The organism is Kitasatospora sp. NPDC056800, assembly GCF_042789775.1.
In the GTDB taxonomy this organism is placed as follows: domain Bacteria; phylum Actinomycetota; class Actinomycetes; order Streptomycetales; family Streptomycetaceae; genus Kitasatospora.
The window spans coordinates 24,803-50,327 of record NZ_JBHUAL010000019.1; the positions used below are offsets into that span (position 1 = coordinate 24,803).

At 73.2% G+C, this 25,525-nt stretch carries 26 protein-coding genes; 13 read left to right on the forward strand and 13 right to left on the reverse strand.

The genetic code is table 11. The features are described from left to right. Window positions 1-23: 23 nt before the first annotated feature. The 3 genes from ACFRQN_RS06695 to ACFRQN_RS06705 form a co-directional block, all read right to left on the reverse strand. Window positions 24-545, reverse strand: a complete 522-nt coding sequence (locus ACFRQN_RS06695; protein ID WP_074000991.1) for a GNAT family N-acetyltransferase — start codon at window positions 543-545, stop codon at window positions 24-26. Window positions 546-669: 124 nt separating this feature from the next. Continuing rightward, entirely contained in the window at window positions 670-1,290 is a 621-nt protein-coding gene (locus ACFRQN_RS06700; RefSeq protein ID WP_380738740.1) for a formylglycine-generating enzyme family protein, read from the reverse strand. 9 nt (window positions 1,291-1,299) lie between these two features. Next, window positions 1,300-1,890 carry a TetR/AcrR family transcriptional regulator gene (locus tag ACFRQN_RS06705; RefSeq protein ID WP_380738742.1) on the reverse strand — a complete coding sequence of 197 codons (591 nt, stop codon included), beginning with the start codon at window positions 1,888-1,890 and terminating at the stop codon, window positions 1,300-1,302. A gap of 65 nt (window positions 1,891-1,955) precedes the next feature. Between ACFRQN_RS06705 and ACFRQN_RS06710 the strand changes: the two genes are divergently transcribed. The 5 genes from ACFRQN_RS06710 (at window position 1,956) to ACFRQN_RS06730 (ending at window position 5,993) form a co-directional block, all read left to right on the forward strand. Further along, the gene (locus ACFRQN_RS06710; RefSeq protein WP_380738744.1) at window positions 1,956-2,438 is read left to right on the forward strand and encodes an SRPBCC family protein; all 483 of its coding nucleotides are present in this window, start codon (window positions 1,956-1,958) and stop codon (window positions 2,436-2,438) included. 361 nt (window positions 2,439-2,799) lie between these two features. Then, entirely contained in the window at window positions 2,800-3,081 is a 282-nt protein-coding gene (locus tag ACFRQN_RS06715) for a hypothetical protein (protein WP_380738746.1), read from the forward strand. Further along, window positions 3,035-3,562, forward strand: coding sequence for a DUF6879 family protein (locus ACFRQN_RS06720; RefSeq protein WP_380738748.1), 528 nt, complete (start codon window positions 3,035-3,037; stop codon window positions 3,560-3,562). Before ACFRQN_RS06715 ends, ACFRQN_RS06720 begins: the two co-directional genes overlap by 47 nt. 29 nt (window positions 3,563-3,591) lie before the next feature. Next, the gene (locus ACFRQN_RS06725) at window positions 3,592-4,440 is read left to right on the forward strand and encodes a helix-turn-helix domain-containing protein (protein WP_380738750.1); all 849 of its coding nucleotides are present in this window, start codon (window positions 3,592-3,594) and stop codon (window positions 4,438-4,440) included. 368 nt (window positions 4,441-4,808) lie between these two features. Then, on the forward strand, window positions 4,809-5,993 hold the full coding sequence (locus ACFRQN_RS06730) for a methyltransferase domain-containing protein (RefSeq protein WP_380738752.1): 1,185 nt from the start codon (window positions 4,809-4,811) through the stop codon (window positions 5,991-5,993). A gap of 50 nt (window positions 5,994-6,043) precedes the next feature. Here ACFRQN_RS06730 and ACFRQN_RS06735 read toward each other — a convergent pair whose 3' ends face one another. Further along, window positions 6,044-6,808, reverse strand: a complete 765-nt coding sequence (locus ACFRQN_RS06735; protein WP_380738754.1) for a hypothetical protein — start codon at window positions 6,806-6,808, stop codon at window positions 6,044-6,046. 330 nt (window positions 6,809-7,138) lie between these two features. Here ACFRQN_RS06735 and ACFRQN_RS06740 point away from each other — a divergent pair, with 330 nt between their 5' ends. The 3 genes from ACFRQN_RS06740 (at window position 7,139) to ACFRQN_RS06750 (ending at window position 10,507) form a co-directional block, all read left to right on the forward strand. Then, window positions 7,139-7,858: a class I SAM-dependent methyltransferase gene (locus ACFRQN_RS06740; protein ID WP_380738756.1), complete on the forward strand. Its 720-nt coding sequence runs from the start codon at window positions 7,139-7,141 to the stop codon at window positions 7,856-7,858. Window positions 7,859-7,894: 36 nt separating this feature from the next. Further along, window positions 7,895-9,154, forward strand: a complete 1,260-nt coding sequence (locus tag ACFRQN_RS06745) for an alpha/beta hydrolase (RefSeq protein WP_380738758.1) — start codon at window positions 7,895-7,897, stop codon at window positions 9,152-9,154. A 588-nt stretch (window positions 9,155-9,742) separates the two neighbouring features. Continuing rightward, window positions 9,743-10,507, forward strand: a complete 765-nt coding sequence (locus ACFRQN_RS06750) for a hypothetical protein (RefSeq protein ID WP_380738760.1) — start codon at window positions 9,743-9,745, stop codon at window positions 10,505-10,507. Window positions 10,508-10,596: 89 nt separating this feature from the next. Here ACFRQN_RS06750 and ACFRQN_RS06755 read toward each other — a convergent pair whose 3' ends face one another. From ACFRQN_RS06755 to ACFRQN_RS06765, 3 genes are all read right to left on the reverse strand, one after another. Continuing rightward, window positions 10,597-11,154, reverse strand: a complete 558-nt coding sequence (locus ACFRQN_RS06755) for a hypothetical protein (protein WP_380738762.1) — start codon at window positions 11,152-11,154, stop codon at window positions 10,597-10,599. A 202-nt stretch (window positions 11,155-11,356) separates the two neighbouring features. Further along, the gene (locus ACFRQN_RS06760) at window positions 11,357-11,917 is read right to left on the reverse strand and encodes a GNAT family N-acetyltransferase (protein ID WP_380738764.1); all 561 of its coding nucleotides are present in this window, start codon (window positions 11,915-11,917) and stop codon (window positions 11,357-11,359) included. Between the two features lie 60 nt (window positions 11,918-11,977). Continuing rightward, entirely contained in the window at window positions 11,978-12,877 is a 900-nt protein-coding gene (locus tag ACFRQN_RS06765) for a LysR family transcriptional regulator (RefSeq protein WP_380738766.1), read from the reverse strand. 70 nt (window positions 12,878-12,947) lie between these two features. Here ACFRQN_RS06765 and ACFRQN_RS06770 point away from each other — a divergent pair, with 70 nt between their 5' ends. Continuing rightward, a complete protein-coding gene (locus tag ACFRQN_RS06770; RefSeq protein WP_074000978.1) occupies window positions 12,948-13,688 on the forward strand; it encodes a hypothetical protein in 741 nt (246 codons plus the stop codon). Window positions 13,689-13,729: 41 nt separating this feature from the next. Here ACFRQN_RS06770 and ACFRQN_RS06775 read toward each other — a convergent pair whose 3' ends face one another. From ACFRQN_RS06775 to ACFRQN_RS06785, 3 genes are all read right to left on the reverse strand, one after another. After that, on the reverse strand, window positions 13,730-14,329 hold the full coding sequence (locus ACFRQN_RS06775; protein ID WP_079271778.1) for a GNAT family N-acetyltransferase: 600 nt from the start codon (window positions 14,327-14,329) through the stop codon (window positions 13,730-13,732). A gap of 128 nt (window positions 14,330-14,457) precedes the next feature. Then, window positions 14,458-15,057: a dephospho-CoA kinase gene (gene coaE / locus ACFRQN_RS06780; protein WP_074000976.1), complete on the reverse strand. Its 600-nt coding sequence runs from the start codon at window positions 15,055-15,057 to the stop codon at window positions 14,458-14,460. 145 nt (window positions 15,058-15,202) lie between these two features. Then, window positions 15,203-15,844, reverse strand: a complete 642-nt coding sequence (locus tag ACFRQN_RS06785; protein WP_074000975.1) for an MBL fold metallo-hydrolase — start codon at window positions 15,842-15,844, stop codon at window positions 15,203-15,205. Window positions 15,845-15,906: 62 nt separating this feature from the next. On the opposite strand from ACFRQN_RS06785, the gene ACFRQN_RS06790 reads away from it, so the two are divergent. Further along, window positions 15,907-16,338 (forward strand): MarR family winged helix-turn-helix transcriptional regulator, encoded by a 432-nt coding sequence (locus ACFRQN_RS06790; protein ID WP_074000974.1) that lies wholly within the window; start codon window positions 15,907-15,909, stop codon window positions 16,336-16,338. On the opposite strand, the gene ACFRQN_RS06795 is transcribed toward ACFRQN_RS06790, so the two are convergent. Beyond that, window positions 16,321-18,621, reverse strand: a complete 2,301-nt coding sequence (locus ACFRQN_RS06795; protein WP_380738768.1) for an MMPL family transporter — start codon at window positions 18,619-18,621, stop codon at window positions 16,321-16,323. The genes ACFRQN_RS06790 and ACFRQN_RS06795 overlap by 18 nt on opposite strands. Window positions 18,622-18,856: 235 nt before the next feature. Beyond that, window positions 18,857-20,347, reverse strand: coding sequence for a 30S ribosomal protein S1 (rpsA, locus tag ACFRQN_RS06800; RefSeq protein ID WP_049653883.1), 1,491 nt, complete (start codon window positions 20,345-20,347; stop codon window positions 18,857-18,859). Window positions 20,348-20,761: 414 nt separating this feature from the next. Here rpsA and ACFRQN_RS06805 point away from each other — a divergent pair, with 414 nt between their 5' ends. Genes ACFRQN_RS06805 through ACFRQN_RS06815 form a run of 3 tightly spaced genes read left to right on the forward strand, consistent with a single transcriptional unit; the run spans window position 20,762 to window position 24,847 of the window. After that, window positions 20,762-21,637 carry a class I SAM-dependent methyltransferase gene (locus ACFRQN_RS06805; protein WP_079271777.1) on the forward strand — a complete coding sequence of 292 codons (876 nt, stop codon included), beginning with the start codon at window positions 20,762-20,764 and terminating at the stop codon, window positions 21,635-21,637. 4 nt (window positions 21,638-21,641) lie between these two features. Further along, the gene (hrpB, locus tag ACFRQN_RS06810) at window positions 21,642-24,158 is read left to right on the forward strand and encodes an ATP-dependent helicase HrpB (protein ID WP_380738770.1); all 2,517 of its coding nucleotides are present in this window, start codon (window positions 21,642-21,644) and stop codon (window positions 24,156-24,158) included. A 20-nt stretch (window positions 24,159-24,178) separates the two neighbouring features. Next, on the forward strand, window positions 24,179-24,847 hold the full coding sequence (locus ACFRQN_RS06815) for an HAD family hydrolase (protein ID WP_380738772.1): 669 nt from the start codon (window positions 24,179-24,181) through the stop codon (window positions 24,845-24,847). Between the two features lie 207 nt (window positions 24,848-25,054). Here the strand turns inward: ACFRQN_RS06815 and ACFRQN_RS06820 are convergent, their stop codons facing one another. After that, complete coding sequence (locus tag ACFRQN_RS06820) at window positions 25,055-25,516, reverse strand: NUDIX hydrolase (RefSeq protein WP_380738791.1); 462 nt, start codon at window positions 25,514-25,516, stop codon at window positions 25,055-25,057. Between the last annotated feature and the right edge of the window lie 9 nt (window positions 25,517-25,525).

The following is a 25,525-nucleotide window of genomic DNA, read 5'->3' on the forward strand; positions in this document are numbered from 1 at the left end:
TTGCGGACGCTTTGCGACGCGGGTCAGGGACGCGGGTCAGTGCGCAGCAGGCTGTACCGGACGACGTCACGCCACTCGCCGCCGCGGAAGGTCACCGCGCGCTGCACGCCCTCCCGGGTGAAGCCGAGCTTCTCCAGGACGCGCTGCTCCGCCAGGTTGCCCGCCTCGGTGTCCGCCTCCAGCCGCATCACCGGCGAGTGCGCGAACAGGTAGTCCACCAAAAGCCGTTGGGCCCGGGTGCCGATCCCCCGCCCGCGCGCCCCCGGCACCAGCTGCACACCCAGGCTCCAGTACGGGGCGGACGGCCGCACCCCGCTGCGGTTGGCGGCGACGAAGCCGCCGAACCCGCCGTCGACGACGACCGCGAGCATCACCTGCTCGTCCTCCAGCAGCCCGCTCGCCGCCCAGCGACGACGGTGCCGCTGCGGGTCCCGCCAGCCGTACCACTGGAATTCACCCAGCGCCTGCGGATCGTTCACCAGCTCCTCGAGGGCGCCGAGGTCGGCCTCGACCATCGGGCGCAGGGTGACGCTTTCTTCGCTCATGTCGGCGTCAACGCAGGATCCGGTGGCACCGGTTCCTCATTCCGTCGGAAATTCCGCGCGCCCGCCCCGCGCCTGTCCCATCGCCTCGCGATTCACCGCGCCGGGCACGACGTCGGCGCCGCCTTCACAGGACGATCGAGCGGGCGAGCCGGAATCCGACGTCGTCGATCCGCAGGGTCGGGTGGCTGCGGCGGCGGACGGAGGCGCGGCAGCTCCAGTGCTCGTCGAACCAGCCGCCGCCGCGCAGAACGCGGTAGTCGCCGTACACCTCGGGGTCGTAGCGCTCCCAGCACCACTCCCAGACGTTGCCGAGCAGGTCGTACAACCCGTAGGCATTGGGGAGCAGTTCGCCCACCGGGTGCGGCCGCTCGTCCGAATTGCCGCGGTGCCAGGCGATCTCGTCCAGCGGGCCGTAGCGCGGGCCGTCCGTACCGGCGCGGCAGGCGTGCTCCCACTCGGCCTCGGTGGGCAGCCGGTAGCCGCCGGCGGCGCGGTCCCAGGAGACCTCCTCGCCGTCGACCCGGTAGGCGGGGGCGAGGCCTTCGCGCCGGGAGAGTTCGTTGCAGTAGTGGACGGCGTCGAACCAGGAGACGCTGTGCGCGGGCCGCCGGTCGCCGCTCGCCCCCTCGTACTGCTCACGGGTCACCGGACAGGCCGCCAGCTCGTACGCGGCCACGTCGACGGCCCAACTGCGCTGGGTACGACGGTCGGAGAGGGTGACGCGGCCGGCCGGAACGGTGATCATCCACCGATCCTAGGCGGCGCCCCGCAGCAGGGCGATCGCGGACTGCTCGGCCAGCTCCTCCGCGTGCGGCGGCAGCGGCGCACCGGCGTGCAGGGGGCCGCGGACGACGGCGAGCGGCAAACCGGTGACGGCCAGGGTGACCCGGTCGAGGTCCAGCGGCGTGGCGGCGCCGAGCCGCCCGGCCAGCCCGGCCAGGGCCTCCCGCACCCGGAGGCCGCCCTGCCGGTCGCGCAGCCGCTGCTCCTCGGACCACTCCGCCCGACCGAAGGCCTCCGGGCCGTGCAGCAGGACGACAGCCCGCTCCCGGTGGGCCCGGCACCAGGCGACGACCTGCCGGGCGAGCGCGCCCGCCGCGAGGTGCGGCTCCTCGTGCGCGTCGATGGCGGGCAGGCAGGCGCCCTGGAACTCCTCGACCGTCCGCAGCCACAACTCGGCCAGCAGGGCGGCCCGTTGGGGGAATCGGTGGTAGACGGAGCCGTTGGGCGCACCGCTCTCCCGGGCGACGGCGGACATCGTGACGGCGGCCGGCCCACCGGCGGCCGCGAGCCGTACGGCGGCGTCGAGGAGGGCGGATTCGTCATGGCGGGGTGGCCTGGGCATGTAGTAGAGAGTACTCTCCAATTCAATTGGAGGGGATCATCCAAAACCAGGAGGGGAGCCCCGGCATGGCCGTGCTCAACATCCACGAACGCACCGTCCCGGCACCGGCGGAGACCGTCGGCGCCCTCATCGACAGCCTCGCGAGCCCGGACGACCGGCTCTGGCCGGGCCCGCGCTGGCCCCGGATGCGGTTCGACCGCCCGCTCGCCCCCGGCGCCACCGGCGGCCACGGCCCGGTCCGCTACACCGTCTCCGACTACGCACCGGGCCAGTGGGTGCGCTTCCGCTTCGACGGCCCGCGCGGCTTCGACGGCCACCACGAGTTCACCGTCCACCCGGCGGGCGACACCACCGTCCTCCGCCACACCATCGCCATGCGCCTGCACGGCCCGGCCCTGCTCGCCTGGCCCCTCGCCTTCCGCTGGCTGCACGACGCCCTCCTGGAGGACTGCCTCGACCGGGCGGTACGGTCGGTCGGCGGCACCGTCCCCCACCCCGCCCACTGGAGCCCGTACGTCCGCCTCCTGCACCGCCTGATCCCCCACTGACCGGCGCCTGCCCGACCGAGGCCCGAAGCCGGAGGCGGCCCTGGCTTCCCCTGCCTGCCCGCGCACGTGAACGCGTGCGCGGGCACGGTTTCCCACCGCCCAGCGCCCCGTCTCCTCAAGCAGCCCCGCGCCCAACGCGGGGCTGCCCACCTCGGTCCAACCGCCAACCGGACCGTGGGCTCAACGCCCGGCCACGAGGCGGGTTGTGTCTTGGGTTGCGAATTTCAAGCAGGTATCCGACCGTCAGTTTTCGGGTGGCCTCGTACCGAACACGAGGCCACCCTCACTTGACGTCTGTAGCGGTGTCACGACACGGTGTTACCCACACGGACTTGCAGCCAACTTCGCGGAAGGGGCAGTCATGACACTTCGCTTCATCGGGATCGACCCGGACTCGCCGAACGGTGGCTCTCCGACAGTCTGGCTCGAAGACGAAGCCGCGGAGATCGTCGTACAGGGGCTGCTCCCCTCCACGGACACGCTCCGCACCATCAGCGAGACCGAGTGGGTTCCTGATCACCCCGTCGGCATCCCGGACCACGAGGGCGTCGTCCGTATCCCTGTTCGGATGATTCCGGCTTTGCGGAAGGTGTGCGATGACGCAGAACGTGCCGGACTTTGGCGCCCTGCTGCGGAGCGCTGAGCGCTCGGCAGTCCACCTGGAGATGCGGGACTCCTATGCGGACGACCCGGTCTTCGCCGACTGGCGCGCGGGGCTACCGGTCGACCGCCCCGACGCCTACGAGCTTCCCGAGGAGTACCAGGCCTGGGCTGAGCTGGTGAAGGAGACCGTGGCCCGGGGCGTGATCATGCGTCGTGCCCGGATCGTCTCCGAACCCGTCACCGACTACATCCGTTGGGAACACGCCATCACAGAACGGCACAACATCGCCCTCGGCGAGCACGTGCGCTGGCTCCCCCGCCGCCTGGCGTCCGATCTCTCACTGCCTGGAAATGATCTTTGGCTGATCGATGACCGCCTGGTCCTCTTCCACTGGTTCACCGGCGACGGCGACTGGGCCGGCCACGAGTTCACCGAAGACCCGGCCACGGTGAAGCAGGTCACCGCCGCGTTCGAAGCGGTGTGGGATCGCGCTACGCCACACGCGCGGTATCCCGTCTGACTCACCATCGGCACCGGGCAGTCCATCACATGTCGTCGTCCCCGTCGTCCAGTGTCGTCGAGGCCCGCAAAGCCCTCGCCAATCGACTGACCGAGATCCGCAAGGACGCCGGGCTCACCGGCGACGAGCTCTCTGCCCGGTGCGGGTGGCACCCTGCCAAGACCAGTCGTATCCAGAGCGGCAAGTCCGCACCCTCCGAGGACGATCTCCGCGCCTGGTGCACTGCATGCGATGCCGAGGAGCAGCTCCCTGACGTCATCGCCACCGCCCGCGCCGTCGAATCGATGTACACCGAGTGGCGTCGGATGGAGCACGCCGGGCTGCGGGCCGCGCAGGAGTCCGTCGGCACGCTCTACCAGCGCACCGAGGTCTTCCGTGTGTACGCGAGCCGGGTCATTCCCGGCATGGTGCAGACAACCGACTACACCGCTGCCGTACTGCGCTCGATCCAACGCGACCGAGTGCCCGTCGATGACGTCGAGGAGGCCGTGGCGGCGCGGCTGGACCGCCAGCGCATGCTGTTCTCCGGCCGGCATCGATTCGGGCTGCTGGTCGAAGAGTACGTGCTCCGCGCCGCAGTGTGCGACGCCAGGACGATGGCGGACCAACTCGACCACCTCATCACTGCGTCCGCCAGCCCCTTCGTCAGCCTGGGCATCATCCCCACCGGTTGCCACCGATCCCAACTTCCGGTCGAGGACTTCTACATGTTCGACGAGGCCGAGGTCGCCGTCGAACTGACCTCCGGGTATCTGCGCATCACACGACCTCGCGAGATCGCCGATTACCTGCGCACCTACACCGCACTGGCAGGAATGGCCGTCTACGGCACGAAGGCTCGGCAGGTCATCACCTCGGCGATCGACGCACTCGGGTGAATCGGCGCAAGATGGCGCAACTTCTTTGAAAGAGCGATCTGTTGCTCCGTAGCGTCATGAGTGCTCCGCCATGCGGAGCGTCCACGAGCGCAAGGAGAGGCCTTGTCACTCCTACGAGCCGAGCGGAGCAGTGCCTTGCAGGTCACCGACCCACCGCAGCCGAAACCGAAGTCCGAGCCCAGGCCGACGACACCGCGTCCGCCGGACCGGTACCGGCCCACCGGGCTGTACACCCGAAGCAACCCCCACGGAGGACCCGCGATCGGGATGGCCGGGAAGCACGCGGGCGACCAGGACCCGGGCAAGGACAAGCCGTCGAAGGACACCTCGCGCCCGGCGCCCGCCCCGAAGCACGAGAAGAAGGACAAGTGACGGAGAGCCTCCACCCGCAGCAGGCCGCCTCGCGCGGCCTGCTGCGGGCCATCAGCGAAGAGCTCGGCCGTCCCGTCCCGTCGGAGTGGAAGGACGCCATCACGGCGGTCCCGCGCCACCGTTTCCTCCCGGAGCGGATCTGGCTCTCCGACGACAGCGGCGACCTCGAACCGTGCGACATCCGCTCCGAGCCCGACCGCTGGTTCGCGGCCGCCTACGCCAACGCTCCGGTCGTCACCCAGGTCAATGACGGCGAGGAGCCGACCGACGGCTCCGACGCCTGGCCGTCGTCCTCGGCGTCCTCACCAGCGATGGTCGTGCGAATGCTCGAAGCACTCGATGTCCGCCCCGGCCAGACCGTCCTGGAGGTCGGCACCGGCACCGGCTGGAACGCGGCTCTGCTCGCGCACCGGGCCGGTCCCGGCCGTGTCGTCTCGATCGAGATCGACCCCGCGGTCACCTGGCGGGCCCACTCGTCCCTGAACGCGGCGGGCGTGGACGTGGAGGTCGCCTGCGGGGACGGAGCCCTTGGTTGGGCCCGGCGGCAGCCGTACGACCGGGTCGTCTCCACCTGCTCGGTCAGCCGGGTGCCGACGGCGTGGATCGAGCAGACCCGCCCCGGCGGCACCATCGTGACGCCGTGGGAGAGCCCGATGCTCTCCTGGGGACTGCTCACCCTCACCGTCGAAGGCGGGCGCGCGACCGGGCGGTTCAGCCCGGACGCCTCGTTCATGCTGATGCGCGGCCAGCGGATCGACCTGCGCATCTTCCGGGACATCGTCCGTGACGACCACGAACCCGAGGAGTCCACCACCCGGCTCTCACCGTGGCAGGTGAGCGGCGAGGACCTGGACGCGCGGTTCGCCCTCGGGCTGAAGCTCGGCGACGTGTGGACGGCCTGGCAGCACGAGCCGGATGCCGAAGGAGTGGCCTCCCGGCTCTGGGTGGCCACGACGGACGCGCGCTCGTGGGCCGCCGTCGACCACGACGGCCGGCAGGAGGACCGCTTCGCCGTCCGGCAGTACGGCCCGCGCCGCCTCTGGACCGAGATCGAGGACGCCCACGCCTGGTGGGAGAAGCAGAACCGGCCGGGCCCGGACCGGTTCGGGCTCCGTATCACCGGCGAGGAACAGCTCGTCTTCCTCGACGAGCCGACCGCCGCCGTCGGCCGGGTGCCGTAGCGCGCGACCGAGCCGGGGCGGCCGACAAGCCGCCCCGGCTGGTCGGGTGGCTACTCCCAGCGCCAGCCGTTGTTGTCCCGGCAGGTGAGAACACGGCCGTTGGCGTCGCTGCCGGTGTCGCCGTGGGCGCTGTTGGGGCAGATGCGACCCCGGACTATGCAGTTGCCCTTGGAATCCGTGGTGCAGGCTGACGCCTGGTGCTCCGAGGGTGCGGCGGGCTGCGGCGCGGGCGGGGCGTGCGTCGGAGCCGGGGCGGGCGGGGCGGCGGGAGCGGGAGCGGCGGGAGCCGGGGCGGCCGGGGCTGGGGGTGCTGCGGGAACGCTCGGCACCACGGGATCGGCCGGTGCGGTCGCGGTCGGGGAGGCCGGGGCCGGGGCAGGGGCGGGGTCCGCCGGGGCGGGCGCGGCGCCTCCCGGGCAGTCCTCCTCGTTCTTCACCACGGACAGCGTCACCGTCGTGTCCTTCGCCGAGGGTTCCCCGGCGGCCGGCTGCTGGGAGCAGACCTTCCAGTGGCTCGGCATGAGGACCGACCGCGTGTGGGACTCGCCCGCGTGGACGTCCTGGAACGTCACGTTCTTGGCGGCCCGGGCGTCCGGCTGCTGGAGGGCGTCCTTGGCCTTGTCCCCGTGCATTCCGACCACACTCGGGATCGGAATCGGCGTCGCCGCCGACGACGTTTCGTCGGCCGAGGCCTTGCACCCGGCCGCGAGGAGGGTGGCGGCCAGCGCCGCGGCGGCGAGGGCGGTCGCCCGCCTCCGGCGGGAGGGGCGCAGCGGTCGGGCTTCGTGGGTCTGGGCGGTCGTCGGCTGTATCACAGCAGGCACTTGGTCTTCCGGGTGAGCGGCGGGCATGGCGGACGGAACTTCGAGCGGGCAAAACTTTTCGAACGTACACCACCTCACTGGCGGAAGCCTGGGAATCCCCGCCGGGAATCCTTGATCGAAGCGTGATGTCGACCCCCTCCCCGGGGCCTCTCCCCGCCCGCCGGAAACGGCCCGTCCCGGCCTCCGGCGACAGCGTGGCCGCCCCCCTCCACGCCCCCGAGGCACCCGTCCACACCAAGGCGAGGAAGCCCCCAACAGCCCACCACCCAGCGGCTTTTGCCGCGATCGCGCCCACCCCCCGAGCGTCCTACGCTCAGCCGTATGAACCGTACGATCCGCACCACCGAAGACGTCCTCGCCCTCCTCGACGGCTTCTTCCGGCCGGCCGAACCGTTCTGGGACCGGTTCTACGAGGACCGGTCCGCCGAGCGCCCGTTCTTCGCGCCGAAGCCGGACGAGAACCTGGTCTCCTACCTGGACCGCGGCCTGCTGCCGCCGGCCCCCGGCCGGGTGCTCGACCTGGGCTGCGGCACCGGCCGCAACGCGATCCACCTGGCCTCGCTCGGCTTCGAGGTGGACGCCGTCGACCTCTCCGCCACCGCCCTCGCCTGGGCCGAGGAGCGCGCCCGCGAGGCCGGCCCCGGAGCCCGCCCGCGCTTCCACCGGGCGAGCATCTTCGAGGTCCAACTCCCTTGCGACACCTACGACCTGGTCTACGACTCCGGCTGCCTGCACCACCTGCCGCCGCACCGCCGGGTCGGCTACCTGGCCCTCCTGGACCGCGCCCTCGCCCCGGGCGGGCACTTCGCCGTCACCGCCTTCGCGGCCGGGGCGATGGGCTCCGAGCGGCCCGACGAGGAGCTCTACCGGCTCGGCTCGCTGGAGGGCGGGCTGGCCTACTCGCCGGCCGAACTGCGCTCGCTGTTCCGCGAGTTCGAGCCGCTGGAGATCCGCCCGATGGCGGCGCACGGCCCGGTTTCCGAGGCCTTCGGCGTCCCCTTCCTCCTCACAGCACTCTTCCAGCGAACTGCCAGCCTCTAACCAGCCTCTCATCCTCCGCCCCTAGCCTCCGGCCCTATGAACGTCTCCCTGCTCGACGGCTGGTTCCCGTGGACGGTCCAGGCCGCGGCCCTCGCGCTGCTCCTGGCCACCGCCGCCCGACGGGAGCGGGCGTGGCTGCGGAGGCGGGGGCCGGTCGCGCTCGGGACGGCGCTGGCGCTCACCGCGGCCGGCGCCGTCGCCGTGCTGACGCTGGGCGGGATCACCGACCCGGTCCCGTTCGGGGTCTGGCTGTGGAGCGGGGTGGCGGTCGCGGCGCTGTGCGTGCTCGGCTTCGGCTGGCGCGGCGCGCGGTGGTGGCGCCGGGCGCTGGTCGCCCCGACCGTGCTGCTGGCGCTGTTCTGCGCGGCGAACAGCGTGAACATCGCCACCGGCTACTACCCGACGCTGGACGACGCGATCGGCGAGCTCGGCGGGCAGCCGCTGCCGGAGCAGATCACCCTGGACGAGCTGAAGTCGATCCACGGCCGGACGGGCACGGGCCGCATCGTCCAGGTCGACATACCGGACACCGCCAGCGGCTTCGCCCACCGCCAGGAGCTGGTCTACCTGCCGCCCGCCTGGTTCCGCAGCCAGACCCGGCCCAAGTTGCCCGTCCTGGAGATGATCGGCGGCGAGTTCGCGGCGCCCGACAACTGGATCCGCTCGGGCAACGCCGTGAAGACCGCCGACGCCTTCGCCGCCCGGCACAACGGCTTCGCCCCGATCCTGGTGTTCGTGGACGCCACCGGCGGCTTCCGGGTGGACACCGAGTGCGTGGACGGCCCGCACGGCCAGGCCGAGAGCCATCTGCTCAAGGACGTCCCGCCGTTCGTCCAGAAGACCTTCAACGCCGCCACCGACCCGCACAAGTGGGGCGTGGCCGGCTGGTCGATGGGCGGCACCTGCGCCGTCGACCTCACCGTCGAGCATCCGAACGTCTTCACCCACTTCGGCGACTTCTCCGGTGACAAGGGCCCGTCCACCGGCGACAAGGACCACACCGTCCAGGAGCTGTACGGGGGCGACGCCGCGGCCTGGGCCGCCCACGACCCGCTGACCGTGCTCGCCCACCACCCCAAGTACCAGGGCGTCTCCGGCTACTTCGCCCAGGGCGACGAGGAGCACGGCCAGATCGACTCCGCCAAGGCCCTGGAGGCGGCGGCCCGGAAGGACGGCATCCGCACCGTGAACGTGGTCGGCTCCGGCAGGCACACCTGGCAGACCGGCGCCGCGTCCTTCGCCCAGGCCCTCCCCTGGCTCGCCCAGCAGCTCGGCGTCCCGGGCACCCATGCGTAACGGCACCCACGCGTAACGGCTCACCCGCACTACGGCGCGCTCCCTCCTCCCCGTTCGACGGCCGCCGCCCGTCGCGCGGTTCAGCTCCGGGTGCTGACGTCGCGCACCCCTCCGCCGCCGGTCGCCGGTCCCGGCACACCCGCCCCCACCAGCCCGGATGCGCCGCACCCGGCCCGCGCGCGGTGCCGGTCGCGCGCCCCTGGGATCCCCCGCACGCCGTCCGCCACCCGACACCACCTGCCCCACAGGACCCACCAACCCCAAAGGGAATCCGGGCCTCCGGCCGGAACCCGGCTTTGCGAGCGGCCGTTCGGTGGCATAGGTTTCGACCGCCGCCGATGCGCCGCCACGACCCTGACCACCCCTCATCTCCGAGGCGGGCGGCGGGCCGAGGAGCCGACGGCCCTAACGCACAGGGGGAGGCCCGCCATGCCGAGTGCCCGCGACCGCGCGTCGCGCGGGCGGCGAGGACGGACGGCCGGCGCCGCGCACCAGCGGCCCGCGGCCGACCCCGCCCTTCGCCCCCAACGGCAGGGCGGTGCGCGGCCGACCCCGTTCCACGCCACCGGACACCCGAGGAACAGTCAGTTGCGCACCACCAGAGTCGTCACCGCCACCGCCGCCGCCCTCGTCTGCCTGGGCGCGCTCAGCGCCTGCGGGCCCGACAGCGGGGACGGCGGCCAGACCGCCCTCCCCGCCGCGGCCCCCACGCCCAGCACCAACCCCACCAAGCCCGCCGGCTCCGACAAGGGCATCCCGGACAAGGCCTGGATGGACACCAAGAACATCCCGATGGACGAGAGTTACCACTACACGCCGCTGGCGGCCAACGCCAAGCAGGTCTCCGGGCCGGTCCAGTTCAAGGGCCTGGAGCTGTGCCGCGCCGCGATCGCCAAGGACGACGAGCCGCTGTTCACGGGCACCGCCGCCGCGAAGTCCGAGGTCGGCTTCGGCGGGGACCGCTGGGCGGCCCAGCAGACCCTGCTGTTCCACGGCGACCCGGTCCACAGCAGCGCCGCCAAGCAGTCCACCAACATGGCCGAGGCCCGCCTGGCGGAGGCGCTCAAGTCCTGTGCCAAGACCGCGCCCGGCGCCACCGTGAAGGTCGAAAGCGCCCCGGACGCGCCGTACTTCGCCGCCGTCCTGACCGTCCCGCAGGCCGACGGCGGCACCGTCACCCTGCACGAGTACGTGGTCGGCGACGGCGGTACGGTCAGCGAGCTGGCCGTCTGGGCCACCACCAAGGCCGGTGCCCAGCCCAAGGACGCCTGGAAGGCCCCCGAGGACAAGGCCGTCGGCACCGGCATGACGGCGGCGATGTGCGAGGCGCTCCCCGGCTGCGACGGGCGCTGACGTCCGGCGCGCGCCCGGTCCGCCCGACCCCTCCCGAGGACGGGAACGGGGCGGACGGACCGGGCGGCCCGATCAGATCAGGCCCGGGCTCACAGCCCCAGGACGCTGAGCGCGGTGGTCCAGTCCTTCGCGATCGCGGCGCGCGCGTCGTCGAGGCCGGCCCGGCCGCCGCAGACCGCGTTCTTGAGCTTGGTCTCGACGGAGTCCTTGCTCTGCGCCGGCTGGCTGCCGTAGCGCGGCTCGGGCCACAGGTTGGCCGGGTCGCGCGGGGCGCCGCCGAGCTCCAGCGGGACGAGGTGGTCCTCCTCGTAGTCCGCCGTGCTGGTGTCCGCGTAGCCGTAGGCCGCGATCTGCTGCACCTTCAGCGCGTTGGTGTAGCTGCTCGGCGGGCGGACGGTGGCGGTCCAGCCGGAGACGCAGATGGTCTGGCCGATGGTCGCCTGGGTGACGTCCGGGTTGTACGCACCGGGGGTGCAGGACGGGTCGGGCAGCGGCAGGTACGCCTGCGAACAACTCGCCGCGAGCGTACGGGCCTTCTGGGCGGTGCCGTGGGCCGGGGCGGCGGCCTGCGCGGTGCCGGCGGCGAGCCCGGCGGCGGCGAGGGCGGCCGCCGAGGCGGTGACGGTGAGACGGTGACGGAGCATCATGGGGGAAGCACTCCTGGTCCGGCCCGGCCTCTCGCCGGGCGACTGTGCTCATGACAGCACCACCCGGCCGACCACCGTCAGATCCGTGACGTGAACGCCTGGTGACCGCGTCTCCACAACCGCGCCCCGACGAGCGCCCCGCGCGAGGACCCCGCGCGAGCGCCCCGCCCCCGTCTCCCCGCCCCGCCTCTCGGCCGTGCGGTCAGCCCCGCAGGACCGCCAGCTCGACCTCCCGGCCGGCCAGGCCGTCGGGCGCCGGCAGCGTCACCCCGGAGGGCTCGAAGCCGGCCTTCCGGTACATCGCCTCGGCCCGGGGGTTGTCCTCGTGGACGAACAGCCGCACCCGCTCGATCCTGGGCCCGGTGAGCGACCACGCCCACTCCTGGAGGGTCCGGATCAGGTCGAGCGCCAGCCCGGTGCCCCGCGCCTCCGCGCGGACGAACACCCCGACCACGTGCACCTGGTCGACCTCGATGACGTCGCCCTCCAGGGCGCCGTTCCCGCCGGTCAGCTCGACCACCCCGGTCATGCTGCCGAGCCAGCGCCCGTCCTCGGCCTCCGCGATGAACTGCGCCGCGTGCGGGTCCGTCGCCGCCCGGGTCGTGCGGTCCTGCCAGAACTCGTCGGGCTTGGTGACGGCCTGCTCGTAGACCTCCAGGAAGGCCACGGCCGCGACCGGGTCCCGCAGCGCGTCCAGCCGGAGGTCCCGGGCCCGCTGCCAGTCCTCGACCCGTACCTGTCTGATGATGATTCCGGTGCTCATCGCCTGATCATTCCATCGGCACCATTGGCCCGCGCAACCGATTTCCAAGGCCGCAGACCTCTAGCCCCGGGACGACTCCAGCAGCCGCGCCAGCAGCGCCGCCGGCCCCTCCGGCAGGCTGCCGTGGACGAGTTCGGTGCGGTGCACCAGCCGGGGCGCGGCGATCGGCGCGTACCCGACCTCGGGCGCGGCCGCGAGCACCGGCTCGGGCAGCAGGGTGAGCCCGTGCCCGGCCGCCACCAGCGCGAGCAGTCCGTGCAGGTCGGTGCCCTGGTAGCGGGTCGCGGGCCGGAAGCCGTCGACGCCCGCGGCCGCGCGCAGCCGGGCCGCGGTCGGGGTGAGGTCGGGGGCGTCCAGCCAGCGGGCGGCGGAGAGGTCGGCGAGCGCGAGGCCGGCGCGCCCGGCCAGCGGGTGGCCGACGGGCAGCGCGACGGCGACCGGCCGCTCGGCCACCGCGACGGTGCGCAGCGGCCCGACGTCGGGCAGCGGCAGCGGGTCGCTGGGCGCGGCCAGTCCGTCGACCAGGGCGAGGTCGACCTCGCCGGTGGCGACCTGGGCGGGCAGCACGTCCTGGGCGAGGACCCGGACCACCGGTTCCACCCTCGGGTACGCCCGCCGCACCTCGCCGAGTGCGCGCCCCAGTGCCGCACCGACCGCCAGCGCGGTGGCCCCGAGCACCAGCCGGGTGTTCGCAGCGCCCGCCAGGCGTGCGACGTCGGCGCGCGCCGCCTCCAGCCGGACCAGCAGCGGCGCGGCGTGCTCCAGCAGCCGCTGCCCGGCCCCGGTCGGGCCGACCGGGCGGCGGAGCAGCAGCGCGGTCCCGAGGTCCGCCTCCAGCGCGGCGATCTGCTGGGAGACCGCGGACTGGGTGTAGCCGAGCTCCCGGGCCGCCTCCGAGAAGGAGGCGAGGCGGGCGACGGTGACGAAGGTGCGCAGTTGCTGCGGGTCCACGGTGGACATCAACCGATCTGATCGAAGCTTAAGGAATCATCGTTGGCGCTGATCTCGGGTGCGGGGTCAGGATAGCCGCATGACGCATCAGACCCCGCGGGTCGCCCTCGTCGGCGACCGCTCCCCCGCCGTCCGCTCGCACGCCCGGATCCCGGGCCTGCTGGACGCCCTCGCCGAGCACGACCACCTCGTCCTGGACGCCTACTGGATCCCGACCGGGGACGCCGCCGCGCCCGGCGCCCTGGACGGCTTCGACGCGGTCTGGCTGCTGCCCGGCAGCCCGTACCGCAGCGAGGCCGGCGCGCTGGCCGCCGTCCGGACCGCCCGCGAGCGCGGCATCCCCTTCCTCGGCACCTGCGCCGGGTTCCAGCACGCGGTGCTGGAGTACGCCCGGAACGTCTGCGGCCTGGCCGGGGCCGTGAACGGCGAGGACCACCCGGACGCGGAGCAGCAGGTGATCGTCCCGCTGGCCTGTTCGCTGGTCGGCCACGAGGGGGCCGTCACCGTCACCCCGGGGAGCCTCGCCGAGCGGGTCCTCGGCGCCACCCGCACCCTGGAGCGCTACCACTGCGCGTACGGACTCAACGGCGCCTACCTGGAGCGGCTGGCCGCGCACGGCCTGCGGTTCAGCGGCGCGGACGAGTCGGGCGAGGTGCGCGTCCTGGAACTGCCCGGCCACCCGTTCTTCCTGGCCTCGCTCTTCCAGCCCGAGCTGTCCGGCGACGGCACCCGGGCGCACCCCATGATCCGTGCCCTGGCCGGCGCCGCCGTGGCGCACGCGGACGCGGACACCCCGGCCGCGACCGTGGCAACGGCCTGATCAAGCCCCGCACCTGAGCGCGTCTCATGCGCGAGCGCGTCTCACATCGGCAGCGACCGCAGCCGCACCGGCCCCTCCGGCCACCCGGCCCCGACGGCCAGCGGCGCCCACATGGTGCGCAGCGGCATCTCCGCCAGCCGCCCCTCCGGCTGTTCCACCGTCACGCCCTCGGCCACCTCCCGGAAGCCGAGCCCCCGGTAGAACGCGGCCAGCGGCGGGCGGCAGAACAGCAGCGCGTACCGGTGGCCGAGCGTGCGCGCGTGGTCGAGGGCGGCCCCGACCACGGCCTGCGCGAGGCCGCCGTGGCGCCGGTCGGGCGCGACGCAGACCCCGCCGACGCCCATCACGGCCAGGTCGGTGCCGCCCACGGTGAGCGGCAGCGGCACCAGTCCGGTGTGGGCGACGAGCCGGCCGTCGGCGGCCCGGACGCCGAAGTGGATCTCCTTGGGGCGGAAGGTCAGCCCCGTGTACGCGACGCCGTACGGGTCGTCCCCGGGGCCGAGGATCTCAGCCTGCTCGGCGCGGCCGTACTGCGCGAGCCGTTCGACCACGGGCGCTCCGACGAGCGGCTGTTCGGCGGGAGACTGTCCGGCGGGAGGCTGTCCGGCGAGCGGCGGCGCGGGCGAGAAACGATCATCCATTCCGCCATGCTCCCCTCCCGCCGGAGCCTTCCACCAGTCCCTTCCCGGCCACTCGGTCCGACGACTGCTCGGGCCGACGGCCGCCGGCCGCCGGGCGCCCCGATCGGTCGCCGGGGGCCGACCCGGCGTCAGGCCGCCGCGCGCCGCACCAGCTCCGCCCAGACCTCGGCCACCCGCGCCTCCAGCTCCGCCAGGCCGCCGCCGTTGTCGATCACCAGGTCCGCGATCTCCAGCCGCCCGTCCCGGGAGGCCTGCGCGGCCATCCGGGCCCGGGCCTCCTCCTCGGCCATCCCGCGCAGCCGCACCAGCCGGTCCAGCCGCACGTCGTCGGCCGCGTCCACCACCACGACCAGGTCGAACAGCGGCGCCAGGCCGTTCTCGGCCAGCAGCGGCACGTCGTGCACCACGACCGCGTCCGGCGCGGCCGCCGCCTCCAGCTCGGCGGAGCGGGTCCGCACCAGCGGGTGGACGATCGCGTTCAGCGCCTTCAGCCGCTCCGGGTCGGCGAACACGACCGCGCCGAGCGCCGGACGGTCCAGCGAGCCGTCCTCCCGCAGCACCCCCGGTCCGAACTCGGCGACCACGGCCGCCAGACCGTCCGTTCCGGGGGCGACCACCTCGCGGGCGATCACGTCGGAGTCCACGATCACCGCGCCGTGCGCGGCGAACAGCCGGGACACCTCGCTCTTGCCCGCACCGATGCCGCCCGTCAGTCCGATCTTCAGCATGGCGTCAGGCTACCGGTGCCCCCTCGAACCCGTCAGCAGAGGCCCGGCCGGCCCAGGCCCGGTCGGCCCGGCTCCGACCCGAACAGGCCCGGCTCCGATCCGAACAGGCCCGGCGAAGCCCGGACCCGGTCGAGCGCAGGCCCGGTCAGCCCAGCTCCAGGCTCTCGCCCTCCCCCAGCACCAACAGCTCCGCACCCGTCCCCGGCCCGTCCGGCCCGACCAGCCGGGTCTGCACGGCGAGCCCGATCGGGCTGAGCACCGCCTCGTGCACCGGCACCGCACGGCGCGGCGAGGCTTCCCGGACGTAGTCGACCACCTCGGAGGCCTTGCTCCAGGGGGCCGCGATCGGCAGCAGCAGGGTCTCCACGGCGTGCGGCGGCACGGTGAACGCGTCGCCGGGATGGAACAGCCGGCCGTCGAAGAGGAAGCCGATGTTCCGCACCGGCGGGATGTCCCGGTGGATCTCCGCGTGCCACTCGCCGTGCACCGAGACGCCGAGCCCGCCGACCTCGAAGGCGTCGCCCTCGCCGACCACGCCGACCCGCTGCGCCACGCCGTCCAGCTGGTCGGCGACGGCCCGGTTGGTCCACACCCGCAGCGCCGGGTCGGCCTCCAGCGCGGCGCGCAGCCGGGACTCCTCGAAGTGGTCCATGTGCTCGTGGGTGATCAGGACGGCGTCCGCCCCGGCCAGGGCGGCGGGGTCGGTGAAGCTCCCGGGGTCGACGACGACCGTGCTGCCGCCGTGCTCGACGCGTACGCAGGCATGTCCGAACTTGGTGATTCGCATGCTCGAAACCCTACAGCAAGGCTGTACAGCAGTGCTGGATATTTTGCCGATAGACTTCCCCCATGACCAGCGAAGCCCCGCACCCGGACACCCTGGAACTCGCCGCCGACCTGCGCGCCGCCCTCGGCAGCCTGGTCCGCTCCCTGCGCGACAGCGACGAACTGCCGCAGAACCAGGCCGCCGTCCTCGGCCTGCTGGTCCGCGACGAACGCTCCTGCACGGTCGCCGAACTCGCCGCCCTCCAGCGGGTCCGCCACCAGTCGATGGCCCGCACCGTCGCGCTGATGACCGAGGCCGGACTGGTCGTCCAGCAGCCCCACCCCACCGACGGCCGCAAGCTGCTCGTCACCGCCACCGGGGCCGGCCGCACCGCCCTGCTCGACCAGCGCGCCCGCCGCGAACACCGGATCGCCACCGCCATCGAGTCCCGCCTCGACCCCGCCGAACGGGACCGGCTCCGCGCGGCGGTCGACCTGCTACGCCGGCTGGGCTGAGCCCACCAGGCCGTCGCGGGCCGCCGCCTCCCCGTCGGCCGGCCTCGGTGCCGGGACCACCGCCGACCCGTTCTCCGGCACCGACCCGCTCTCCGCCGCCGGCACCACCGGCCGCGGCACCGGGACATCCGCCGCCCCGATCTCCGGCAGGTCGACGTGCTCGCTCAGCCCGAACCGCCGGTGCAGCCGCCGCAGCGGGGCGGGCGCCCACCAGTTGAACTCGCCGAACAGGCTCATCGCGGCGGGCACCAGCAGGCACCGCACCAGGGTGGCGTCCACCGCGACGGCGACGGCCAGCGCGATGCCCATCTGCTTGACCATCAGCATGTCCCCGAGCGCGAACCCGGCGAAGACGATCACCATCAGCAGCGCCGCCGAGGTGATGATCCGACCGCTGCGCTGCACGCCCAGCTCCACCGCCCGGACGCAGCCGTGCCCGCGCAGGGTCAGCTCCCTGATCCGGGCGAGCAGGAACACCTCGTAGTCCATCGACAGCCCGAAGGCGAAGGCGAAGACCAGCACCGGTATGAAGGTCTCCAGCCCGCCGGTCGGGCTGAACCCGAGCAGCCCGCTGAACCAGCCGTCCTGGAACACCAGGGTGAGCGCGCCGAGCGAGGCGCCCAGCGAGAGCAGGTTCATCAGCAGCGCCTTGACCGGCATCACCACCGAGCCGGTCATCAGGAAGAGCAGCACCAGCGTCCCGGCCGCGACCAGGCCCAGCGCCCACGGTCCGCGCGAGAGCAGCTCGTCCTGGAAGTCCACCACCAAGGCCGCGCCGCCGGTGACGTAGGTGGTCAGCCCGCCGCGGTCGGCCCGCAGCTCCTCGACCACCTGCCTGGCCTGCCCGCCCTGCGGGTCCCCGGGCACCAGGACGTCGATCGTGGAGACCGCGTCGCCCACCGGCGACACGGCCCGCACCCCGCTCACCCCGGGCAGCTTGGCGACCACCTCGTCCGCGTACGCCTGCGCCACCGGCGCCCCGCCCTCGACCACCACGGTGATCGGTGCGGCCGAGGCCTGCGGGAAGCGCTGGTCGATCGTCTCGGCGACCTGCCGTCCGGCCGAGGAGGCGGGCAGGACGGCGGCGCCGGAGCTGCGCATCTCGGCGTGGAGGAACGGCGCCCCGGCCGCCAGCAGCAGGGCCACCGAGGCGAGCGTGACCAGGACCGCCCGCTTGCGCACCCGGCGCACGGTCCGGCTGAAGAACCCCTCGTCGGCCACGGGCGCGGCGGGCGCCTTGATCCGCGCGCCGGCGAAGCCGAGCAGGGCGGGGATCAGGGTCAGCGCGGCGGCGACGGCGATCACCACGACGCTCACCCCGGCCGCGGCCACCGCGCCGAGCACCGGGCTGGTGAAGACGAACAGGCCGGAGAGGGCGACGGCGACGGTCAGTCCGGAGAAGGCCACGGTGCGCCCGGCGGTCGCCGCGGTCCGTTCGACGGCGGCGGCGATGTCCGCGCCGTGGCCGCGTTCCTCGCGGAAACGATTCACCATGAGCAGCGCGTAGTCGATCGAGAGCCCGAGCCCCAGCACCGTGGCGATCGGCAGCACGCTGGTGTCGATGTCCATGATCCGGCTGAACCCGAACATCGCCAGCAGCGCGCCGCCCACCGAGGCGACCGCCCCGATCGCCGGCAGCGCGGCCGCCGCCAGCCCGCCGAAGACCAGCACCATGACGATCAGCGTGAGCGGCAGCGTCACCAGCTCGCCGAACCGGGTGTCCTTCTCGGTCTGCTTCTTGACCTCCTGCTGGAGCACCAGGTCCCCGCCGACCGTGACGTGGGCGCCGCCCGCCCCGTTCAGCGCGGCGAGCCGCTGGGTGACGGCGTCGGTCTGGGCGGTGCTCGCGGTGTCGGCCATCCGTACGGTGACCAGGCTCGCCGTCCCGTCGGCGGAGCGCAGCGCGGCCGGCGCCGGTCCGGTGCCGTACGCGTCGAGGGCGGAGGAGACCCCGGGCAGGGCGGCGATCTCGGCGGTGGCCCGCTCGACGGCGGCCCTCACCTGCGGATCGTCCACCGGCCGGCCGTCCACCACGGCGGTGACGGTGCCCTTGGCCGGGTCGGCCGCGGCGACCACCGCGCCGCCCCGGTCGGCCTCGGCGCTGGCGGAGGAGGCCCCGGCCACCGAGCCCTCGAAGACCCGGCCACCGATCAGGACGCCGACCACCAGGACGACGGCCCACAGGCCGAGCACCCAACGGCGGTGGCGGAAGCAGAACCGGCCGACGGCCGCGAGCCTGCCGCCGACCACGGCGGTGGGGGCGGCGGGAGAGGGAGTGCGCATGAGGAGCCTTTCGGGCGGCTCCCCTCAATCTAGGGGCAACCCGAACTACGGCCTATAGATGGGCAATGAGCCCCATCTCACACTTTCCTTCACATAAACCACACATAAGTCAGGGCGTGATAAGTCATGGCGAAAAGCAAATGACGGAAAGCGCATGGGGAAAAACAAATGGGCCCCACCCGGAAATCCGGGTGGGGCCCACCGTCTAGCTATCGGCTAGCGGGAAGCGAGAGCCTCAGCTCTGGCCGCCGGCCAGCTTCTCGCGCAGAGCGGCCAGGGCCTCGTCGGAGGCCAGGGCGCCCGAGCCCTCGTCGCTGCTGGACGAGTAGGAACCACCGGCGGCAGCGGCGACGGCGTCGCCACCCTCCTCGGCGGCCTGGGCGTCGGCCTCGCGGCTCTTGATGACCTGCGCCTGGTGCTGCTCGAAGCGCGACTGCGCCTCGGCGTACTGGCGCTCCCACTCCTCGCGCTGCTTCTCGAAGCCGGGCAGCCAGTCGTTCGCCTCGGGGTCGAAGCCCTCCGGGTAGATGTAGTTGCCCTGGTCGTCGTACGAGGCGGCCATGCCGTACAGGGTCGGGTCGAACTCGACCTCGGCCGGGTTGGCACCCAGGGCCTCGTTGGCCTGCTTGAGCGACAGGCTGATGCGGCGACGCTCGAGGTCGATGTCGATGACCTTGACGAAGATCTCGTCGCCGACCTGGACGACCTGCTCCGGGATCTCGACGTGGCGCTCGGCCAGCTCGGAGATGTGGACCAGACCCTCGATGCCCTCGTCCACGCGGACGAACGCACCGAACGGAACCAGCTTGGTGACCTTACCCGGAACGACCTGGCCGATCTGGTGGGTACGGGCGAACTGCTGCCACGGGTCCTCCTGGGTCGCCTTCAGCGACAGGGAGACGCGCTCGCGGTCCATGTCAACGTCGAGAACCTCGACGGTGACCTCCTGGCCGACCTCGACAACCTCGGACGGGTGGTCGATGTGCTTCCAGGACAGCTCGGAGACGTGCACCAGGCCGTCGACGCCACCCAGGTCCACGAAGGCACCGAAGTTGACGATCGAGGAGACGACGCCGGAGCGCACCTGGCCCTTCTGCAGGGTGGTGAGGAAGGTCTGGCGGACCTCGCTCTGGGTCTGCTCCAGCCAGGCACGGCGGGACAGGACCACGTTGTTGCGGTTCTTGTCCAGCTCGATGATCTTGGCCTCGAGCTCCTTGCCCACGTAGGGCTGGAGGTCGCGGACGCGGCGCATCTCGACGAGCGAGGCCGGAAGGAAGCCACGGAGGCCGATGTCGAGGATGAGACCACCCTTGACGACCTCGATGACGGTACCGGTGACGATGCCGTCCTCTTCCTTGATCTTCTCGATCGTGCCCCAGGCACGCTCGTACTGAGCGCGCTTCTTGGACAGGATGAGACGACCCTCCTTGTCCTCCTTCTGGAGAACCAGGGCCTCGATGTTGTCACCGACGGCGACGACCTCGTGCGGGTCAACGTCGTGCTTGATCGAGAGCTCGCGGGACGGGATGACGCCCTCGGTCTTGTAACCGATGTCGAGGAGGACCTCGTCACGGTCGACCTTCACGATGACGCCCTCGACGATGTCGCCATCGTTGAAGTACTTGATGGTCTCGTCGATGGCGGCGAGGAAGGCCTCCGCGTCGCCGATGTCGTTGACCGCGACCTGCGGGGTGGTGCTGAGGGAGGAGTCGGTGGGGCTCGTCATTAGGAAAAGGGCTCCGGTACGGACATGAAAGTCGTAGGTAATGCCACGCGGAGGGCCCGTATCGCTCCCACCGAAAGCCGGACAGCCAAGAACACGGCACACCGGTGGTCCCGTAACAACGAGAACCGGCGTCCGTCTTGCGACCGTGGGGTCTTCGACAGATGCGAGCGCGACCTGCTCCGTCCGAGGCGCGCAGGCCCGCAGCGCAACTTGTAGCATACGGGGACGGCCAGGCACGGTCAATGCCGAAGGACGGCAAGACGGTGGAGCCCGGTACGGATCAGGCCATATCCTCCGAATGCGCGCCTCGCGGCGGCGCCCGAAGGGGCCACGTCCCCGGATGCCACCGCCAGGATCCGGACCCTGACGGGCCGGTTCGCGGCAGCGGCGCTTCCGCACTCCATACCCTACGCGATGGGCATTGTCACCGTGGCCACCACCCCCCAAGCAGACCTGCACGATCTTGACACCTCCGCCGCGCGGGTCGAGGAAGAGGGCGACGACGCGGTGCGCCGCGCGGCCGGCACCGGGGAGAGCAGCCGGGCCAGCCGGCACTGGTGGGACCGCAACGCCGACGAGTACCAGGACGAGCACGGCGAGTTCCTCGGCGACGACCGCTTCACCTGGTGCCCCGAGGGCCTGGACGAGGCCGACGCCCGCCTGCTCGGCGACGTCGCCGGCCGCGACGTGCTGGAGATCGGCGCCGGCGCCGCCCAGTGCTCCCGCTGGCTGGCCGCCCGGGACGCCCGGCCGGTCGCCCTCGACATCTCCTACCGCCAGCTCCAGCACTCCCGCCGGATCGACCTCGGCCGCGGCACCACGCCCGTCGCCGTCGTCCAGGCCGACGCCGCCGTCCTCCCCTTCGCCGACGCCTCCTTCGACCTCGCCTGCTCCGCCTACGGCGCCGTCCCGTTCAGCGCCGACACCGCCGCCCTGATGCGCGAGGTCCACCGGGTCCTGCGGCCCGGCGGGCGCTGGGTGTTCTCGGTGACCCACCCGATCCGCTGGGCCTTCCCGGACGAGCCCGGCGTCGAGGGCCTCACCGCGACCTCCTCCTACTTCGACCGCACCCCGTACGTCGAGCAGGACGAACAGGGCCGCGCCACCTACGTCGAGCACCACCGCACCGTCGGCGACCGGGTCCGCGAACTCGTCGCCGCCGGCTTCCGGCTGGTCGACCTGGTCGAGCCCGAGTGGCCGGCCGGCCTGGAGCAGGAGTGGGGCGGCTGGTCCCCGCTGCGCGGGCGGCTGATCCCCGGGACCGCGATCTTCGTCGCCGAACGGGGCTGATGTCTTGCTGAACCCGGCCTGGCGCGAACTGCCCGTCCGCACCGCCCTGCCCGCCCTGCACGACGCGCTGGACGGCCCCGGCACCGCCGTCCTCGCCGCGCCGCCCGGCACCGGCAAGACCACCCTGGTGCCGCTCGCCCTGGCCGGACTGCTCGCCGACGGCCGGCCCGTACGCCGGGTGCTGGTCGCCGAACCGCGCCGGCTCGCCGTACGGGCCGCCGCCCGGCGGATGGCCTGGCTGCTCGGCTCGTCCGTGGGCCGCGAGGTCGGGTACACGGTGCGCGGCGAGCGCCGCACCGGGCCGGACACGGTCGTCGAGGTCGTCACCACCGGCGTCCTGCTGCAACGCCTCCAGCGGGACCAGGAGTTGCCCGGTGTGGACGTCGTCGTCCTGGACGAGTGCCACGAACGGCACCTCGACGCCGACACCGCGCTCGCCTTCCTGCTGGACGTCCGGGCGGCGCTGCGGCCCGAACTGCGCCTGGTCTGCGCCTCCGCCACCTCCGACACCGAGGCCTGGGCCGAACTCCTCGGCGGCGCCCCGGTGGTGGAGGCCCACGGGACCTCCCACCCGGTCGAGGTGGTCTGGGCACCGCCGCCGCGCGCCGTCCGGCCCGCCCACGGCACCCGGGTCGACCCGGCACTGCTCGACCACGTCGCGGCGGTGGTGCGGCGAGCGCTGAGCGAGCGGGACGGGGACGTGCTCTGCTTCCTGCCCGGCGTCGGCGAGATCTCCCGGGTCGCCGGGCAGCTGGGCGGCCTGCCTTCTGTTGATGTCCTCCAGCTGCACGGCCGCGCCCCGCAGGCCGTCCAGGACGCCGCGCTCACCCCGTCCCCTTCACGGCGGGTCGTGCTCACCACCGCCGTCGCCGAGTCCTCGCTCACCGTGCCCGGCGTCCGGGTCGTCGTCGACGCCGGACTGGCCCGCGAACCCCGCACCGACCACGCCCGCGGCCTCGCCGGGCTGGTCACCGTCCGCGCCTCGCTCGCCGCCGCCCGCCAACGCGCCGGCCGCGCCGGGCGCGAAGCCCCCGGCACCGTCTACCGCTGCTGGAACGAGGCCGAGGACGCCCTCGCCGCCCGCTTCCCCACCCCCGAGATCGCGCTCGCCGACCTCACCCCCTTCGCCCTCCAGGCCGCCTGCTGGGGCGACCCGGACGCCACCGGCCTCGCCCTGCCCGACGCCCCGCCCGCCGGGGCGATGGCCGCCGCCCGGCAGACCCTCACCGCCCTCGGCGCGGTCTCCCCGGACGGACGGGCCACACCGCGCGGCGTCCGGCTCGCCCGCACCGGGCTGCACCCCCGACTGGGGCGCGCCCTCGTCGACGGGGCGGCGGCGGTCGGAGCGCGGCGGGCGGCCGAGGTCGTCGCACTGCTCTCCGAGGAGCCGCCGCGGGCCCTGGGCGACGACCTCGGCGCGGTCTGGCGGACCGTCCGTTCCGCGAAGGACCCGTACGCCGGCCGCTGGCGCGACGAAGTCCGCCGCCTGCTCCGCGCCACCTCCGACGAACCCGCCACCGACCTACCCGACGCGGCCGCCGCCGGACTCGTCGTCGCCCTCGCCTTCCCGGAGCGGATCGCCCGCGCCCGCGTCGAACGGCCCGCCCCCGGCGAGCGCAGCCCGTACCTGATGGCCTCCGGCACGGCCGCCGAACTCGCCCCCGGCACCGTGCTCGGCACCCTGCCCTGGCTCGCCGTCGCGGTCGCCGACCGCCCGGCGGGGTCGCACTCGGCGCGCATCCTGCACGCGGCGGCGCTCGACGAGGCCACCGCCCTGGCCGCCGGGGCGGCGCTGGTCAGCAACCGTGCCGAGGTCCACTGGGACACCCGGCGGGGCGAGGTCGTCTCCCGCCGGGTGGAATCGCTGGGCGCCATCGAGCTGGCCGAGAAGCCGCTCAACCGCCCCGACCCTTTGCTCGTCCGGTCTGCCCTCCTCGAAGGCCTCGCCCGCGAGGGAGTGAGCACCCTGCTGACGTTCCGGTCCAACCTGCGCGAGCGCCTCGCCTTCCTCCACAGCGCCATCGGCGCCCCCTGGCCGGACGTCAGCGACGAGGCCCTCCTCGACCGCGCCGACGAGTGGCTGGAGCCCGAACTCTCCCGCGCCCGCCGCCGCACCGACCTCGCGAGGATCGACACGACCGCCGCCCTCCAGCGCCTCCTCCCCTGGGCCACCGGTGAAGCCGGCCGCCTGGACGAGCTGGCCCCCGAGCGCATCACGGTGCCCAGCGGATCGAAGATACGAGTCGACTACACGACCGAACGCCCAGTGCTGGCAGCCAAGTTGCAGGAACTCTTCGGCTGGACCAAGACCCCCACCCTGGCCGGTGGTCGCATACCGTTGACCATCCACCTCCTCTCCCCCGCCGGCCGCCCCGCCGCCGTCACCGGCGACCTGGAGTCCTTCTGGCGCGAGGGCTACCGCGCCGTCCGCGCCGACCTCAGGGGCCGCTACCCCCGCCACCCCTGGCCCGAAGACCCCACCACCGCCGAACCCACCCGCCGCCTCAACGCCCGGAAGTGACAGGAGAGGACGACCCCCGCATGACACTGACCACCCCGACCGCCACCCGCCCCGGCGAGGCCGGACTCCCCTTCGCAGCTCTGATCCTGGACTTCGTCGGCGTACTGACCGCCAATGCCGGCCCCGCACACGGCGAGTGGTGCCTCGCCCAGGGCCTCGACGCCGGGGCGTGGCGGCAGACGCTCGGTTACGAGCCGGAAGCCAGCCGCCTGTACACCGAACTCGAAGCCGGACGGCTGAGCCAGGCGGAGTGGAACCGGCGGGTGGCCCCCATCCTCGGCGTGCCGGAGCACGAGAACCTGATGGGCCGGGCATGGTCGGGCGTCCGGCCCGCCGACGACATGATCGCGCTCGCCCGCTCGGCACGGCGGGCCGGCCTCAAGGTAGCGCTGCTCTCCAACTCCTTCGGCCTCGACCCGTACGACCCGTACGAGGCCCTGGGCGTGTGGGAGTTGTTCGACGTGACGGTGGTCTCCGAGCGGGAGGGTGTGGCCAAGCCCGATCCGGCGATCTACCAGCTCACCCTGGACCGACTCGAACTGCCCGGCGAGGCCTGCCTGTTCGTGGACGACCACCCGAGGAACCTGCCCCCGGCCGAAGCCCTCGGCATCACCACCGTCCTCGCCGACGGGCAGCCTGGCACTCCCGCCCGGATCGCAGCTCTGCTGGGATTCCCTGCCGAGCTCTGAGCCTTCACAGCGCGTTGGACCTGCGGCCGAACAACGAACAGTGGCTGGCGCACCACGAGAATCGCCCCGGAGCGCCAGTCAGCCAACCGCTTCCGGGTGTCGGGACGACCATGGAAGCGGCCAAAACCAGTGAGTCCGCCGCGGAGCGTCCGGGGCACCCTCCTAGACACACCTGGACATGGCCCACCACCTCCGCCGCCTGGCCTGTCACAGCAGGTGACGACCGTCATGAGCCCGGACACTTGGCGCAGCGTCGCCCCGAAGCCCGTCCAGGACACGTACGGCATAGACCTCGGCCATGCGTTCGGAGACCTCGGCCGGCGAGAGCCAAGCGACCTCGACCGACTCCTCCGAGAGCCGCATCGCCTCGCTCTCCGGTCGGCAGCGAAGGACGAGGGCGACAATACCTCGGCTCACGTTCTTGTAGACGCCGGTCAGCCGCTCCACGCCGACCTTGATCCCGGTCTCCTCATAGATCTCGCGGCGCACGCCGTCCTCGATGGCCTCGCCCAGTTCCAGCACGCCACCCGGGGGTTCCCAAGTTCCGTTGTCAGCCCGACGAATCGCCAGCACGCAGCCGTCCTCACGCACCACCACTCCGGCGACGGACACCGAGTGGAGTGGCATTGACCGGGCCTTCCCTGCACTGTTACTCATGTGCAGGAGAATAGGAGCCCT

Excerpts from the sequence above, each read along its gene's own strand:
- ACFRQN_RS06695 (WP_074000991.1), bottom strand. The coding sequence starts at position 545 with ATGAGCGAAGAAAGCGTCACCCTGCGCCCGATGGTCGAGGCCGACCTC.
- ACFRQN_RS06700 (WP_380738740.1), bottom strand. The coding sequence starts at position 1,290 with ATGATCACCGTTCCGGCCGGCCGCGTCACCCTCTCCGACCGTCGTACC.
- ACFRQN_RS06705 (WP_380738742.1), bottom strand. The coding sequence starts at position 1,890 with ATGCCCAGGCCACCCCGCCATGACGAATCCGCCCTCCTCGACGCCGCC.
- ACFRQN_RS06710 (WP_380738744.1), top strand. The coding sequence starts at position 1,956 with ATGGCCGTGCTCAACATCCACGAACGCACCGTCCCGGCACCGGCGGAG.
- ACFRQN_RS06715 (WP_380738746.1), top strand. The coding sequence starts at position 2,800 with ATGACACTTCGCTTCATCGGGATCGACCCGGACTCGCCGAACGGTGGC.
- ACFRQN_RS06720 (WP_380738748.1), top strand. The coding sequence starts at position 3,035 with ATGACGCAGAACGTGCCGGACTTTGGCGCCCTGCTGCGGAGCGCTGAG.
- ACFRQN_RS06725 (WP_380738750.1), top strand. The coding sequence starts at position 3,592 with ATGTCGTCGTCCCCGTCGTCCAGTGTCGTCGAGGCCCGCAAAGCCCTC.
- ACFRQN_RS06740 (WP_380738756.1), top strand. The coding sequence starts at position 7,139 with ATGAACCGTACGATCCGCACCACCGAAGACGTCCTCGCCCTCCTCGAC.
- ACFRQN_RS06745 (WP_380738758.1), top strand. The coding sequence starts at position 7,895 with ATGAACGTCTCCCTGCTCGACGGCTGGTTCCCGTGGACGGTCCAGGCC.
- ACFRQN_RS06755 (WP_380738762.1), bottom strand. The coding sequence starts at position 11,154 with ATGATGCTCCGTCACCGTCTCACCGTCACCGCCTCGGCGGCCGCCCTC.
- ACFRQN_RS06760 (WP_380738764.1), bottom strand. The coding sequence starts at position 11,917 with ATGAGCACCGGAATCATCATCAGACAGGTACGGGTCGAGGACTGGCAG.
- ACFRQN_RS06765 (WP_380738766.1), bottom strand. The coding sequence starts at position 12,877 with ATGTCCACCGTGGACCCGCAGCAACTGCGCACCTTCGTCACCGTCGCC.
- ACFRQN_RS06770 (WP_074000978.1), top strand. The coding sequence starts at position 12,948 with ATGACGCATCAGACCCCGCGGGTCGCCCTCGTCGGCGACCGCTCCCCC.
- ACFRQN_RS06775 (WP_079271778.1), bottom strand. The coding sequence starts at position 14,329 with ATGGATGATCGTTTCTCGCCCGCGCCGCCGCTCGCCGGACAGCCTCCC.
- coaE (WP_074000976.1), bottom strand. The coding sequence starts at position 15,057 with ATGCTGAAGATCGGACTGACGGGCGGCATCGGTGCGGGCAAGAGCGAG.
- ACFRQN_RS06785 (WP_074000975.1), bottom strand. The coding sequence starts at position 15,844 with ATGCGAATCACCAAGTTCGGACATGCCTGCGTACGCGTCGAGCACGGC.
- ACFRQN_RS06790 (WP_074000974.1), top strand. The coding sequence starts at position 15,907 with ATGACCAGCGAAGCCCCGCACCCGGACACCCTGGAACTCGCCGCCGAC.
- ACFRQN_RS06795 (WP_380738768.1), bottom strand. The coding sequence starts at position 18,621 with ATGCGCACTCCCTCTCCCGCCGCCCCCACCGCCGTGGTCGGCGGCAGG.
- rpsA (WP_049653883.1), bottom strand. The coding sequence starts at position 20,347 with ATGACGAGCCCCACCGACTCCTCCCTCAGCACCACCCCGCAGGTCGCG.
- ACFRQN_RS06805 (WP_079271777.1), top strand. The coding sequence starts at position 20,762 with ATGGGCATTGTCACCGTGGCCACCACCCCCCAAGCAGACCTGCACGAT.
- ACFRQN_RS06815 (WP_380738772.1), top strand. The coding sequence starts at position 24,179 with ATGACACTGACCACCCCGACCGCCACCCGCCCCGGCGAGGCCGGACTC.